At 59.0% G+C, this 14,754-nt stretch carries 13 protein-coding genes; 4 read left to right on the plus strand and 9 right to left on the minus strand.

The features are described 5' to 3' along the window. Positions 1–65: 65 nt before the first annotated feature. Positions 66–1,853: a tetratricopeptide repeat protein gene (locus FY112_RS24980; protein ID WP_131630050.1), complete on the plus strand. Its 1,788-nt coding sequence runs from the start codon at positions 66–68 to the stop codon at positions 1,851–1,853. Positions 1,854–2,048: 195 nt separating this feature from the next. Beyond that, complete coding sequence (locus FY112_RS24985; protein WP_165504150.1) at positions 2,049–4,220, plus strand: adenylate/guanylate cyclase domain-containing protein; 2,172 nt, start codon at positions 2,049–2,051, stop codon at positions 4,218–4,220. Positions 4,221–4,234: 14 nt separating this feature from the next. Here FY112_RS24985 and FY112_RS24990 read toward each other — a convergent pair whose 3' ends face one another. The 5 genes from FY112_RS24990 to FY112_RS25010 all read right to left on the minus strand — a co-directional run bounded on the left by FY112_RS24990 (position 4,235) and on the right by FY112_RS25010 (position 8,468). Next, complete coding sequence (locus FY112_RS24990) at positions 4,235–4,735, minus strand: YHS domain-containing (seleno)protein (RefSeq protein ID WP_026158840.1); 501 nt, start codon at positions 4,733–4,735, stop codon at positions 4,235–4,237. 13 nt (positions 4,736–4,748) lie between these two features. Beyond that, the gene (locus FY112_RS24995; protein WP_026158841.1) at positions 4,749–5,342 is read right to left on the minus strand and encodes an ankyrin repeat domain-containing protein; all 594 of its coding nucleotides are present in this window, start codon (positions 5,340–5,342) and stop codon (positions 4,749–4,751) included. 133 nt (positions 5,343–5,475) lie between these two features. Further along, positions 5,476–6,258: a FadR/GntR family transcriptional regulator gene (locus FY112_RS25000; RefSeq protein WP_017961838.1), complete on the minus strand. Its 783-nt coding sequence runs from the start codon at positions 6,256–6,258 to the stop codon at positions 5,476–5,478. 194 nt (positions 6,259–6,452) lie between these two features. Then, the gene (locus FY112_RS25005; protein WP_017961839.1) at positions 6,453–7,439 is read right to left on the minus strand and encodes a substrate-binding domain-containing protein; all 987 of its coding nucleotides are present in this window, start codon (positions 7,437–7,439) and stop codon (positions 6,453–6,455) included. Between the two features lie 48 nt (positions 7,440–7,487). Next, entirely contained in the window at positions 7,488–8,468 is a 981-nt protein-coding gene (locus tag FY112_RS25010) for an NAD(P)-dependent oxidoreductase (RefSeq protein ID WP_017961840.1), read from the minus strand. Positions 8,469–8,725: 257 nt separating this feature from the next. Here FY112_RS25010 and FY112_RS25015 point away from each other — a divergent pair, with 257 nt between their 5' ends. Together FY112_RS25015 and FY112_RS25020 are read left to right on the plus strand one after the other, a co-directional pair. Continuing rightward, the gene (locus FY112_RS25015; RefSeq protein ID WP_017961841.1) at positions 8,726–9,466 is read left to right on the plus strand and encodes an ATP-binding cassette domain-containing protein; all 741 of its coding nucleotides are present in this window, start codon (positions 8,726–8,728) and stop codon (positions 9,464–9,466) included. A 40-nt stretch (positions 9,467–9,506) separates the two neighbouring features. Next, entirely contained in the window at positions 9,507–10,505 is a 999-nt protein-coding gene (locus FY112_RS25020) for an ABC transporter permease (protein WP_017961842.1), read from the plus strand. A gap of 60 nt (positions 10,506–10,565) precedes the next feature. Here the strand turns inward: FY112_RS25020 and FY112_RS25025 are convergent, their stop codons facing one another. Genes FY112_RS25025 through FY112_RS25040 form a run of 4 tightly spaced genes read right to left on the minus strand, consistent with a single transcriptional unit; the run spans position 10,566 to position 14,650 of the window. Further along, positions 10,566–11,615, minus strand: a complete 1,050-nt coding sequence (locus tag FY112_RS25025) for an ABC transporter ATP-binding protein (RefSeq protein ID WP_131622835.1) — start codon at positions 11,613–11,615, stop codon at positions 10,566–10,568. 13 nt (positions 11,616–11,628) lie between these two features. Next, positions 11,629–12,471, minus strand: a complete 843-nt coding sequence (locus tag FY112_RS25030) for a carbohydrate ABC transporter permease (protein ID WP_151519513.1) — start codon at positions 12,469–12,471, stop codon at positions 11,629–11,631. Continuing rightward, the gene (locus FY112_RS25035; RefSeq protein ID WP_017961845.1) at positions 12,468–13,391 is read right to left on the minus strand and encodes a sugar ABC transporter permease; all 924 of its coding nucleotides are present in this window, start codon (positions 13,389–13,391) and stop codon (positions 12,468–12,470) included. The genes FY112_RS25030 and FY112_RS25035 overlap by 4 nt, the downstream gene beginning before the upstream one ends. Before the next feature lie 11 nt (positions 13,392–13,402). Next, positions 13,403–14,650: a sugar ABC transporter substrate-binding protein gene (locus FY112_RS25040; RefSeq protein ID WP_151519514.1), complete on the minus strand. Its 1,248-nt coding sequence runs from the start codon at positions 14,648–14,650 to the stop codon at positions 13,403–13,405. Positions 14,651–14,754 lie beyond the last annotated feature (104 nt).

Below are 14,754 nucleotides of genomic sequence, written 5' to 3' on the forward strand. Positions count from 1 at the left end.
GATTTGGCGGCGTTGCCGATCACACTGTGTTATTTTGATCCGACGAGGAATTGGGACCTACGAACGTGACGCGAAAACTGGCGGCGATCCTGGTCGCAGATGTGGTCGGCTACAGCCGCCTCGCCGGTGCGGATGAGGATCGCATCCTGGCGCGGCTGAGAACGTTGCGCAGCGACCTGGTCGATCCGACCATTGCCGTGCACAATGGCCGGGTCGTCAAGCGTACCGGTGACGGAAGCCTCATCGAGTTTCGCAGCGTCGTGGACGCCGTGCGCTGCGCGATCGAAGTGCAGACTGCCATGGTCGAGCGCAATATCGGCGTGTCGCCTGAACATCGCATCGAGTTCCGGGTCGGGATCCATCTGGGAGATGTGGTCGAGGAGAATGACGGCGACTTGATGGGCGACGGCGTCAATATCGCCGCGCGGTTGGAGGGAATTGCCAAGCCGGGCGCCATTTGTCTTTCCGAAGACGCCTACCGCCAGGTGAAAGCACGGCTTGACCTTGCCGTGACAGATCTCGGCAAAATTGAGCTTAAGAATATCGCTGAACCGATGCAGGTCTATTCGCTCCAGATCGGAACTCCGCAGCCGAACCCGGCACGACAGGTGCGGCCCGCAATCGAAATGCCGTCAGTTCCGGTCGTTCCCGACAAGCCGTCCATCGCCGTACTGGCGTTCAACAACATGAGCGGCGATGCCGAACAGGAGTATTTCTCCGACGGTATCAGCGAGGACATCATCACCGACCTCTCGAAGCTGTCCGAATTGCACGTCATCGCCCGCAACTCATCCTTCGTCTACAAGAATGTAACAGCCTCGGTGCCTGATATGGCCAAGGCGCTCGGCGTCCGCTATGTCCTTGAGGGCAGCGTGCGCAAGGCCGGCAACCGTGTGCGTGTCACCGCCCAATTGATCGACGCCAGCAATGGCGGACATATCTGGGCCAGCCGGTTTGATCGCGACCTCACCGACATTTTCGCGGTTCAGGATGAGCTCACCCAGGAGATCGTGGCCGCGCTCAGGCTGAACCTCACGCATGGCGACCAGGATCGATTAGTCCAAGGGCGCGCACTCAATGTCAACGCTTACGAGTTGTTGTTACGTGGCCGCGAGCAGGCGTCGGCCCATACCCGAACCGGAAACAGAGCCGCCCGCAGCCTGGCGGCCGACGCCATCGCCATCGATCCGCAATATGCAGCCGCCCAGGCCCTCATTTCCTTCACCCACGTGCTCGACTACGTCAACGCCTGGAGCACCGATCCAGAAGGCTCGCTGCGGATCGGGAAGGATCTCGCGCAGCAGGCCGTGGAGATGGCCGAGGAACAGCCCAACGGCCGCTTCGCACTGGGCATGGCTTGCATGTGGAACCGGGAACTGGACCGGGCGCGGGCAGAGGTGCAGCAGGGCCTCGCGCTGCAGCCCAACTCCGCAGAGCTTCTGCTACTGATGGCCCATATCCAGATATTCTCCGGCGATCCCGCAGGCGCCCTGGAAACACTCGATGCATCGATGCGGCTCGACCCGCACCATCCGGACATTCTCTTCCAATTTCGCGCCGATGCGCGCTTTTCTCTCGGCGAATATGAACAAGCGATTGTCGCCATCGAGCAGCGGCTCCAACAAAACTCCCAGTCGGAGACCGCCTACGCCCTGCTTGCCTCATGCTATGGGCACCTCGGCCGGCCGGAGGAGAGCCGGCAGGCCTGGGAGAAGGCACTCCGGATCAATCCCGATTTTTCTGTCGAGCGCCGCCGGCGGGTCCTTCCATTTCGAAACCCGGAGGACTTTGACCGCCGCGTGGAAGGACTTCGTAAGGCAGGACTTACAATAGCGGATCTTGGTCTACGCTGAGGGGAGCAGCTGTCGAGCCGATATCGCGAACTGCTCATTCTATGGATGGACGCGCGAGCAGCCTCTCAGATTACGCCCTCTCCAAGAGAGCATGTGGCCAGCGAACGTGATGCCACTTCGGGCAACTCTGATAGCAACGGCACGGCACCTGCTGTAAGATAACGGCAGGTGATCGGACACCCGGAAAGAGCTGGTATGGAGCGCCGCCTTGCAGCAGTCCTGATTGCGGATGTGGTCGGTTACAGCCGCATGAGCGAGATCGACGAAGAGGGAACGCGTATCCGCTTCCACACCGACCTCCACGAACTCTTCGAGCCGAAGATCGCCACGCACCACGGCCGCCTGATCAAGACGATGGGCGACGGGATCCTGGTTGAGTTCCATAGCGTGGTGGATGCCTTGCGCTGCGCCGTCAAAATCCAGCAACAGAAGGCGGAACGCAACGCGGCCCTGCGGCCCGAACAGCGGATGCTTTTTCGCATCGGCGTCAATCTCGGCGATGTCATCGTCGAAGGAGAGGACATTCACGGTGACGGCGTCAACATAGCCGCGCGGCTGGAAAGTCTTGCCCAGCCCGGCGGAATTTGCATATCCGGCACCGCATTCGATCACACGGTACACAAGGCTGAGGTCGGTTTCTCCTCTCTCGGTGAGCAGCAACTGAAGAACATAGCCGATCCGGTTCGCGTCTATCGTGTTCTGTTAGATCCCTCCGAGGCAGGCAAGGTCGTCGCCTCCCGTCGGCCGCGCCGCCGGGCGATCATCCTGGCCACACTTGCAGCGCTGTTGATTGCGGCCGCTGCGATTGTCTTCGTATGGCAATGGCCGTCTGTGCCCCAACGTCCGTCGGTAGCGGTGCTTCCCTTCGCCAATTTGAGTAGCGACGCCGGCCAGGATTATTTCACGGATGGCATTACCGACAGCCTGATTGCCGATCTGACCATGCTTTCGGACCTTGACGTCATCGGTCACAATTCGGTGTTTGCATACAAAGGCAAGCCTCTCGTTTTGGCCGACATCGGACGCGATCTCGGCGTGCGGTTTGTCGTTGAGGGCAGCGTGCAACGGATAGGCGATCAAATCCGCGTCAATGCGCAACTGAGCGATGCCGCAAGCGGCGACCACTTGTGGGCCAACCGATTTAACCGCGCCGCGGCGGATGTCATGGCTGTGCAGGATGAGCTCAGTCGGCAGATCGCCGAAGCGCTCGGCCTGAAACTCACTCAATCTGAGACGGAACGGATTACCCGTCCGCCGACCGCCAATCTCGAGGCATACGACTACTACCTTCGTGCCGAGCAGGCGACGCGTACCGGCCGCCGTTCCCGGCTGCTCGAGGCACTGGCGCTCTTTGACAAGGCGGAGGCGCTCGACCCCGGTTTTGCAGAGGCCTTCGCGGCCGACGCGCACGCGACCGCCTATGTCTGGCGAAGCGCTTACGACGACGTTCTCCAGAGCGCGCCGGCGCGAAAAAGGGCCTACGAGAAGGCAAGTCGCGCGCTGGCGCTCGACTCGGCTCTTTCATCGCCATACGCCGTTCTTGCCGTCATGCAAGTCGTGGACCGCCGCTACGAGCAGGCGGTCACCTCGGCGCAGCAGGCAGTTTCGCTCGGGTCTGCCGATGCCGAAGCTCATATGGCGTTGGCATACGTTCAATTGTTCTCCGGCAATCATGCCGAGGCCGGCGCGGCCGTGGACACGGCGCTCAGGCACGATCCGAACCTCTCCGCCATCAACCGATATACTGCTGGCCTGGTATTTTATTTGCAGCGCGACTACACGAAGGCCATCGACAGCTTCGAACGCGCGCGCGATGGTTCTCCGGGAAATGGCGATTTCGTTACCCCACTCGCTATGGCCTATGTCCGTGCCGGTCGCCTCGACGACGCCCGTGCGACTGTCGCCGAGGGACTTCGCTTACTGGCTGGGCGCGATTCTCTGGCGGACTGGCGTCTCAGCAATGCCCATTTCCGCAACGAGCAGGATTTGGCGTTTATCCTCGATGCTCTGCGCGAGGCCGGCCTGCCGGAGTGGCCGTTCGGTTTCAAGGGCAACGAGCACGAACGCCTGCACGGTGAAGAAATCGCAAGTATCGTCATGGGCAAACTCCTCCGGGGCAAGACCGAGCCCTCAGGAAGCCCTGCACTCATGCAAATCGAACGCGACGGCAAGGCGGCCTTCCGCTCGACGACGCAGATGGTCACCGGAACGGTTTTCGTCAATGGCGACATGCTTTGCGAGCAGAGTGAAAACGCATTTGGACGAGCCGATTGCGGCCCGATCTACAGACCTGCAAACTCGCCCGCTGAAACCAGCTATGCTTACGTGAACTCTACGAAGGTCTTCTATTTTTCGCCCGTCAAATAGCCGCGCTCCACCGGTCAGTGATACTGATCGCGTTCGAGATCGGCTGCGACCTTCGGCCAGTTTCTATCGGCTTTCGGCACTGCTTCGGCCACATGAGCGGCAAACCCTTCTGCCGATCCCTTGTCGTAGATCAGGTAAAGCTTGCCCTCGATGATCTTGAATGCTTCCGGATCGACGTTGACCGTCACCGATCCGAGAGCCACCTCGCCCGCGCAGTAGCCGCCATATTGAGGCGCATATTTGATCGGCTCGCTGATGAACATTTCACGGTGTTTGGCATTGGCAAAAAGCCACGGCGTCCCCAGCCATTCGTGGGAGAATTCCTCGGAGCCTTTCACCGCTTTGCCTTCGGTGAAATAGGCAACGGGGTCGTATCCCATGATTGCCACGCCGCCGAAATACCCCGTGTTTACCGAGTCGTCGGCGAAAGCCCGCGGTCCACCGGCAGCTACCAAAGCCACAACGAACACCGCCATAGCAATTCCTCGCACACCGCTTCTGGTCCCCGCATACATCTGTGCCTCCTATTCAATCATGGATTTCCATGCACTTCGCGTATTCTTTCTCGCCGATGCGGCTGGCCGGAGGGCAAGGCGCACCATGCCGCTTAAAAAGCCGCACGATGTCCGAGTTGCCCTTCCAGATTGCTCGCGTGATTGGCGTGTAGCCGTGAACCTCCGCATGACCGACGTCAGCCCCCTCAGCGAGAAGAAACGTGGCGAGAGCCACGTGGTTTTCCTCACCGGCGACCATCAGCGGTGTCACACCTGCTTTATTGGCCGCATCGTCGAGCGTCGCGCCATGGGAGAGAAGTAGTTTGCTGATCGGCACGCTGCCGGAAAAGGCCGCGGCATGAAGCGGCGTAAAGCCGCCCGAGTTCCGAGCCATGACGTCGGCCCCTTTGCCGATCAGCAATTCGGCTATGGCAAGCTGGGCTCCGAGCGCAGCGTTGATAAGAGGTGTTGCCTGATCGCGTGCCCGACTGTCGACATCGGCACCGGTAGCCAGAACCTGCTCGACGACGGCGGTGTTTCCAGTGGCAACGGCATCGAACAAAGGGCTCTCCGCAGCGGCCACCGTCGCTGTGAAAATCAACGCCACCGATGCAAGCAGCCCACGCATGGCTCAGCCCCCGAAGGTTGCCAAGGAAAGTAGCACAAGCCGCGGGTTTTGGGTAGGCATCGAGGACTATAGGAGGTTGAATTCCCCTGCATCAAGCTATCGGCAACGCGCCAGTCGGAGAGGATGCAAAAATCTATCGTGACCACCGGGCGATGATTTCGTCGGTATTTGCCAACGCCTTGCGGACTGCGTTGCGCGCCATGGTCGGTCGCTGCAGCCGAATGCTTTTCTCAATATTTTCATGAAGTTTCAGCGCATATCGCAAATTGTCTTCCTCCCGCGTCACATGGGCGAAGAGGTGGTTCAGCGCCGATTCGATCAATACGCCGAGCGGCACCAGCAGATCATTTCCCGAGGCGCGTAAGATCGCGATATGAAATCGCGCATCGGCTTCTGTTCGCTGCTGGAGCGATGTCGCCTGATCCATGTCATGCAGGGCCTGGTTGATCGCGTTCATTTGCTCGTCAGTTCGGCGTTCCGCAGCAAGCGCGGTCGCTTCCGGCTCGATCATATGCCTGAGTTCTTGCACGGCCCTCAGAAAGGATTCGCGATCAGGAGATGCCGCATACCAGCCCAAGACATCTCGATCCAGCAGGTTCCAACGTTCCTTGGGTTCGACCCAGCTGCCGATTTTCGGGCGGGAAGAAAGCAGGCCCTTGGCCATCAACATCTTGATCGCTTCGCGCACCGCCGATCGGCTGACCTCAAAGACTTCCGACCATTTTGCTTCATTAGGCAGGATCGTGCCCGGCGGATAGTCGCCGCGCACGATTCGCAGACCGATCTCGCCTGCCAAAGACACATGAACACTCGCCCCAGTCATGCGGGGAGAATTTGGGCGCCTTGTGGTGGCCGAGCGGTCAACCATCACCACCTCGAGCGCAGCCGTTGGCTTTCCCGATTTTTTGTCAGGCATTTATTTCTACTGCCTCAGCATTCTTTCGACTGTCTGCACGTATGATCACAACAATCGTAATAACGAGGAAGTCGCCTGCGATTGACGCTGGCACAAAGCGCGGAATTCAGGGCGCGTCAAGCCCAGCGGATCTCTCGATCCGTCTCGTGAGAACAGTCGGCGCACCCTTGAACTGGGTGCGCCAAACCGTGAAGCTACTTTTGAATGCAGGTGTCGACTGTATCCTTCGTGCACTCATCGAGCCCGGTGAAGACCGGATCTTCAACCGGCTTGCCGGCAATCAGATCCATCATCACCGACGGTGCCTTGTAGCCCATCTCGAACGGCCGTTGGCCGACGAGCGCCGTCACCAGTCCTTCCTTCGCAATGGCGACCTCGTCGCCGATCGTGTCGGCGGCACCAATGACGAAATCGTTGCTGGCGATCTTGTCGGCCATCGGCTTGAACAGGTCGCGATAAGGTTGCGGCGCGCCGAACAATGGCCAGCCACCCATAATACCGAATGCGTCCAAGTCGGGATTGGCCGCGAGGATATCGGTCATTGCCTGAACGCCTTTGGCACCGTCGTCATTGGTGAACACCGGGCAGCCGGCGACCTCGGTCCAACCACCCTCGCCTTTCAGCTCGGTCAAGCCTTTCTGACCAGTAAGCGTGTCGCGCATCCCTTGTGCGCGGCGTAGAATATTGTCCGCTCCTGGATTGCCTTCGATCGTGCAAATCTTGCCGCCCTTCGGCTTGCCCTTCTTGATGTATTCGCCGATGCGGGCGCCCATCAGATAGTTGTCGGTGCCGAGATAGGTCTTGCGCAACGCTGCATCCTCGGCGGCAAGATCGGCATCGAGCGTCATCACCGGAACCGTCGGATTGGCCGTCTTCAAAGTCTGGGCGATGAGCTTTGCATTTGACGGCGAGATTGCAATTGCAGCCGTGTCTGCCTTGCCCAACATATCCTGAACGATCTGCGCTTCGCCGGCTTCATCGGATGTCGATGCTGGACCGGTGTAGAAGCATTCGTATTCCGAAGTTGGGTTCTCCTTGTTCCACTTCTGGCAACCTTGATTGATTGCTTCGAAGAACGGATTGTCGAGGCCCTTGACGACGATGACGAGTTGCTTCTTGGCCAGGGCTTGCCCGGCGGTCAGTGCTAAAACTGCGGCTGTAAGTAGTAGTGCCTTCCTCATAGTTTCCTCCCTTGAAACAGACGGACACCGCGTGCCCGCCACACGAAATCAACCCGGATACCAGACGATGCGAGGCTCCTCCTTTGAACGCTCGTATTGCCAAGCCGAGTCGATAAGCATTTCGAGATCGTAGTTTGGCCGCCAATCCAGCAGGTATTTCGCCTTGCTGTTGTCCATCCAATTGGAATGGAAGCGGCTCGGTATGTCGACAGAGCCGAGATTGCGCGTGCGCAAGAGATAGGCGGCGACTTCAGCATAGTCGACGGGGCGATCCATGCAGATATTGAAGAGCTGCCGCTCTGCCCGCGGGTTGTCGATCGCTGCCAGTATTGCCGACACAAGGTCATCGACATGGACGAAATTGCGCTTCAGTGCACGTCCGTCGGCATCCAAGAGCAGCGGCACCGTACCCATCGCCGCATAGCGCCGTGCCGCGTCTTCCGGAACGAGCGTCTTCCAGTCCGGACCACCAAAGACGTCGTCTCCAAAAGACAGCGAATACTTGAAATCGTCCTTTTCCATGATCCAGGGTGCGCGCAGACAACAGCCATTGAGGCCGTACTGAATGCCAAACTGCTCCAGCATGACCTCTTCCAGGACTTTGGAGAGGGCATAGCTTCCCGGATAGGCACAATGGCGAGCGTTCTCGGTGATCGGGCCGTCGTGGCGATAGTGGAAATGTCCCACACCCGCATCACCACCGATCAGGATGAATTGGCGTGCCGTCACGCTCGTACGGAACTCCTCGAGCAGCCAAAAGAGACCTTTGACCGTAACATCCATGATGTCTTCAGGCGTTTCCTTGCATGTGGCGAGATGCACGACATGGGTAACGTCATCCAGCGCCGCTGCTACGACATCGCGATCGGCGATCGAGCCTTGGAAGACGTCGACACGATCGGTCGCCTCGTACAAACGATTATGACAAAGCGCACGAATACGGGCTTTGGAAAATCTCGGATCGTCAAGCAGCCCAGCAATAAAGCGCCGCCCGACCTTGCCCGTCGCTCCGGTCACAAGGATCAGCATGCCGTTTCTCCCCCATTGATAGCTAATATCTGCGCGCCACTCTCGTCAAATGATATTTGTCTGACAAAACAGATTTTTGCGACAATAAGGCCAATTGCCGGGACAATGAGTTGACGCTGTCGCAGGGTTTTGCGTAAATGCTCCCAATCGCTTTCCTGGGAGGATACTGGAAAGCGAACTCGCCGGAGCCTTGCCTCGAAGACAAGCAGGGTTCGGTGCGATGGATAGCCCGCAGGTTTTGGGAGGCGAGGAGGCTGGTGGCGGTTCTTGAGCTCAGCAATGTTTCCAAACATTTCGGTGCCATCCAGGCGGTCAACGATGTTTCGTTTTCGCTCGAGGCGGGGCAGGTTGTCGGCCTGATGGGCGACAACGGGGCTGGCAAGTCCACACTGGTGAAGATGATCGCCGGCAACTTCCGGCCGAGCCATGGAACCATGCGGCTCGACGGCGCCGATCTCGTGCTTCATCGGCCGAAGGAAGCGCGTCAGCATGGCATCGAGATCGTTCACCAGGATTTGGCGCTCTGCAACAATCTGACGGCGGCAGCGAACGTGTTCCTCGGACGAGAATTGCGCCGCGGCGTATGGCCTCTTCGCATCCTCGACCACAAGGCCATGTACAAGCGCGCCGGCGAGATATTTCGCGAGCTCAAATCCGAGACGCGGGCGCGCGATCTCGTCAAGCAAATGTCAGGCGGCCAGCGCCAAGCGGTCGCTATCGGCCGCACGATGCTGTCGGAAGCGAAAATCGTATTGATGGACGAGCCGACCGCAGCCATTTCCGTGCGCCAGGTCGCTGAGGTTCTGAATCTGATCCGCCAATTGCGGGACCGGGGCATTGTCGTTGTCCTGATCAGTCACCGCATGCCCGACGTCTTTTCGGTCGCCGACCGTGTGATCGTGATGCGGCGAGGCAGAAAAGTAGCCGACAAGCAGATTGCGGCAAGTTCGCCGGAGGAAGTGACGGGACTGATTACCGGCGCCATCGAACAGGTGTGATCGATGCTATCCGTTGCAACAGGAAGGAAGAAGGTCGACGATGGCGATTACACTTGACCAAACGATCGGACAGAAGCAACGGAGCTGGCTTGCAACGATCATGAGCGGTCAGACATTCTGGGTGCTGATTGCAGTCATTCTAGCCTGCATTTTTCTGTCGATGGCAACGGACTCCTTTGCGACGGCGAAGAACATCTACAACATCACCCGCAACGTCACCTTCGTCGCCATTATCGCGCTGGGCATGACGCTGGTCATCATCACCGGCGGCATCGATTTGTCCGTTGGCTCCGTACTTTGCCTGTGCAGCATGGTGCTGGCGGTGGTCATGCATGCGGGATACAGTATTGAAGTCGGCATCGCGGCCTCGATCGGTACGGCTCTTCTGGTCGGAGCTTTCAACGGCGTCTTGATTGCCTATCTCGGCTTCCCGCCTTTCGTCGTCACACTCGGCATGTTGTCGATTGCGCGCAGCCTTGCGATGGTTGCATCCAACAACACTGTGGTTTTTGAGTTCGGACCTGATCACGACAAACTGTTGGCGCTGGGTGGCGGCGCCTGGGTTTTTGGCATCGCCAATCCAGTGCTTTACATGGTCGTGCTGGCACTCATTACCGGTTTCGTGCTGCGCTGGACCAAGTTCGGCCGCTATGTTTTTGCGATCGGCGGCAATGAGCACGCCGCGACACTGACGGGCGTTCCCGTGCCAAGGATCAAGGTCATCGTCTATATGATTTCGGCCCTCTCGGCGGGGGTTGCCGGCATCATTCAAACCGGTTGGCTCGGCGCCGTCACCACAAATATCGGCGCCGGGATGGAACTTCAGGTCATTGCCGCTGCGGTTATCGGCGGCGCCAATCTGGCCGGCGGCGTTGGCACCGCCTTTGGAGCCTTGGTCGGCGCCGCACTCATCGAGATCATCCGCAACAGTCTTGGCCTGCTTGGCATCAACGCGTTCTGGCAGGGCTGCTTTATCGGTGGCGCAATCGTGCTCGCCGTCCTTTTCGACCGGCTTCGCAACTTGCGCCAGGGCGAGTAGACGAACCCGGCTCTTAAGAGACTTCTGCGGGTCGCGCCCGCGCCAAAAGCGGCGGTACGCTCAAGCAGTCCGGCCTTGTTCCGTCCGCTTTATTGTCTGCCCGTTGCCATTGAAAAAGTGCACCTTCGAGACATCGGCGGTGAGTCCGATTTGGTTTCCCGCCTTCATGTCACCACCGTCGTACAGAACGAGGCAATCGTGCCCAGCCGGCAACTTGACGTGGAGCAGCGTTACCGCCCCGGTATATTCGCAAAGCCCGACGGTTCCGCGCAGCGTCCCCTCTCGAGGTTCCACGACGATCAGATGCTCCGGCCTTATCCCGATGGTCTCGGCGGCGGTATCCGCTACCGTTGCGCCTGTCAGCAAAGGCGCGATATCTGCCGGGAGCAGATTCATTTTTGGGCTTCCGATGAATTGCGCCACGAAGATATTTGCCGGCCGCTCGTATAGTTCCCGGGGGGAGCCGACCTGCTCGACACGGCCGTCGCGCAGAACCACGATCTTGTCGGCGAGCGTCATCGCTTCGATCTGGTCATGCGTTACATAGATCATCGTCGTGGAGAGCCGCTTGTGCAGTGCGGCGATTTCAGAGCGCATGTGCACGCGCAACTCTGCATCGAGGTTCGACAGCGGTTCGTCGAACAGGAAGACATCGGGATTTCCGACGATGGCCCGGCCGATCGCGACGCGCTGCCGCTGACCGCCGGAAAGCTCGCGGGGGTAGCGATCGAGCAATGCTTCGAGCTTCAGCGTGGCGCTTGCTTCATCGACACGCTTCTGACGCTCCTGTGCCGGAACTTTGCGGACCTTCAGCCCGAAACCCATATTGTCCCGGACGGTCAGGTGCGGATAAAGGGCATAGGATTGGAAGACCATGGCAACGCCGCGTTTCGAAGCCGGCACTTCGTTGACCACCCGGCCGCCAATCGCAAGTTCACCGCCGCTGAGATATTCCAGCCCCGAAATCAGCCGCAGCAACGTTGACTTGCCGCAGCCTGACGGACCGACGAATACGACGAACTCGCCCGGATCGATCCTGAGATCGACACCACGGATGACCTCGACGGCGCCGAAGCGTTTTTCGATGCCTTTAAGCGATACACTGCTCATGAACGAAAATTCCTCATCCCTTCACGCCTGATAGCGCAAAACTTTCGATGATCTGCCGCTGGGCGATCAGATAGACGATCAGGATCGGCACCACGGCAAGGCTGGTAGCGGCAAGCTGCAGGGTCCACAACGGTAAGCCGTAGCTATCGTTGAAGTTCGACAGGGCCAAAGGCAGCGTGAACATGTCGAGCGAGCTCAGAAAGATCAGCGGCTCCAGGAACAGGTTCCACGAGAACAGAAAGGTGATGATGGAAACCGCAGCCAGGGCTGGACGCGCCATCGGCAGCGCTATCTTCCACCAAACGCCGAAGCGTGAGAGGCCGTCCATCTTGCCGGCTTCTTCCAGTTCCTTGGGCAGGGCCAGGAAGTACTGGCGCATCAGGAACGTTGCCATCACCCCATGAGGGCCGAAGGTGGGCAGCAGGATCAGCGGCCAGTGAGTATCCACCAAACCAAACCAACGCATCAGGAAGAAGTTCGGAATGATCGTCACTTCCTCCGGCACCATGAGCGCCGAGATCAGAAAAAGCATCAGCAGCCCGGCACCGGCAAACCGCATGCGCGCCAGCGCATAGCCGGCCAGGGACGAGATGGCGAGGGTGAGCGCCGTCACCACGATCGCGATGTAAAGCGAGTTGAAATACTGCCGCGCGAACGGCTGATATGTGAACACTTCAACGAAATTCTGCCAGCGCCAGACGCGCGGAATAAGCGTCGGCGCACCGAATATCTCGGTCACGCTCTTGAAGCCGGCAGACACCATCCAAACGAATGGGAAAACAAAAGGAATGGCGGCGATCAGCAGTGCGATCGTCCAGCAGGTGCGGTAGAGCATCTGGATTTGGCGCTGGGTCACTCCGATCCCTTTCTCCGCAGCATCACCTGCACCAGTGTCAGCGCCATGATCATCACGAACATGATCATCGCGAGCGCCGAGGCATAGCCGACATTGAAGAACTTGAAGCCCTGCTGGTAGATGTAGAAGGCAAGCACCAGTGTGCCGTTTTCCGGGCCGCCACCGGTCATCTGATATATGTGATCGAACACCTTGAAAGAGCCGATCGTCGTGATGACCATGATGACGAGCGTGGTCGGCGCCAGCAACGGCCAGGTGATCATGCTGAAAATCTGCCGGCGTGAGGCGCCCTCCAGGCGCGCCGCCTCTTCATAGTCCCGCGGGATCGCTTGCAGCGCCGCAATGTAGAGGATCATGTTGAGGCCGACCATCTTGATGACGCGGGTGACGATGACCGCCGCCATGGCCCAGTTCGGTTCACGCAGCCAGTTTGGACCGGTGATCCCGACCAGCGCCAGTACCTGGTTGATGAAACCGCCTTCTCCCTGCAGCAGAAACTTCCAGACGATCGCCCAGGCGATGGCCGAGGTGATGACGGGAGCGAAAAACACCGTGCGAAAGAACACGACCCCGAAGAACGGCCGGGAAAGGGCGAGCGCCAAGGCGAGCGCGAGCGCCATGTTGAGCGGCACGAGACCGATCGCGAAAACAACCGAATTGCGTACCACAAGCCAAAAGTCAGGGTTTTCGAGCAACGCATTCTGAAAATTGGCAAGGCCTACGAAGGTGGCCTGCTGGCTGAGCAGGTTCCATTCGGTCATTGAATAATAGACCACTGCGCAGAGCGGACCGAGGAAGAAGATGAGGAAGCCGATGAAGGTGGGACTGACGAACAGCCACGCCTCCATCATCTCTCTCATCTTCAACGTCAGCCAGGTCTTTTGGCCGGTTCGAATGGAGTTATGAACGGTATCGGCCATCTTCGTTCTGATCAAAGCAGCGGCTGGATTGCCGCACAGATGCCCTTGATGGCGGCATCGACATCGGCATCCGGCTTCCACAGGGCATCGACACGAGGCGCCATAGCGGCAAGGATCTGGGGCGCTTTTTCGTTGGCCGAAACCACCCGGCCCTTTTCTATAGCGGCAGCCACATTCTTCATCATCTCGGGCGGCACGAGCTTGTTGCCGTTGATGAATGCATCGGCCTGCAGAACGCTCTTGCGGGCCGGCGGGAAGAACTGCGCCATGGTGGCGACATTTTCCTTGTTGGTCATATGCGCTACGAATTCCGCGGCGATTTCCGTATTCTTGCCTTGGGCGAACACAACAAGACCGGCCTGGCCGATAACGGGTGACTGACCACCTGGGCCGGTGGGCAACGGTGCGATGCCCCACTTGAAGCCGGCTTCCGCCATCTTCGAAGCACGGGAAATCTGGTTGACCGTCATCGCCGAATTGCCGGAGAAGTAATCGCCCTGTTCGCCCGGCGGAACGATGGACTTGTCCTTGAAGACCATGTCATGCAACTGCTTGACCGCCTTGACGGCTTCGGGCTTGTCGAAGCCGCATTCCTTGTTCGACCAGATATCGCCACCATAGGCGCGGATTGGCGGCAGAAGGGCATGGGTCATGCGAGAGGCATAGCCTTCGCCATCCTTGAACTCGAAGCCCCATTTGCCGGGATTGGTTTCCGCGAGCTTCTTGGAGACTTCCTGGAACTTGTCCATGTCCCATTCGCCCTTGGCGGCGAGCGTCAGCGGGTCTTCGAGCCCGGCTTTGTCGAACATGTCCTTGTTGTAGTAGATCATGAAAGGCGAGGTGGAGAACGGAATGCCGTAGACCGTTTCGTCCTTCTGCCAGAGGCCCATGGCCGGCTTCGAGAAATCGTCGAAATCATAGCCTTCCGCCGCCTTGAGCGTCGGGCCGAGATCCTTCAGAAGATTGGCGTTTTCGAAAGCCGGAGCGGCATCCTCCATCATCCAGGCTATGTCGGGAGCATTGCCGCCGGCGATCTGGAAGGTCAGTTTCTGCGTGTAGTCGTTGACCGGCACGGTCTCGAACTTCACGTTGACGTCGGGATGTGTGGCTTTAAAGCTCTCCGCAATGCCATTCAGCATCTTCAGATGAGCCTCGTTCCCGGTCCAGACCGTCATGCGGAGATCCGTCGCGAAGACGGCAGACGTCGATATGCACAATGTCAACGCGGATGCTGCGATACCTGCTAATGCGGCCTTCATGGTTTCCTCCCTTTTTGGTCGTCGGCAATCAGCCTTCGCCGACTGAATGCAAGCGGCATTCGCCCAGCGTTTGGCTGCAAGCTGCGGCGGATGGTTCCGCCGCA

Source organism: Rhizobium sp. PEPV16 (genome assembly GCF_008919455.1).
Classification (GTDB): domain Bacteria; phylum Pseudomonadota; class Alphaproteobacteria; order Rhizobiales; family Rhizobiaceae; genus Rhizobium; species Rhizobium leguminosarum_Q.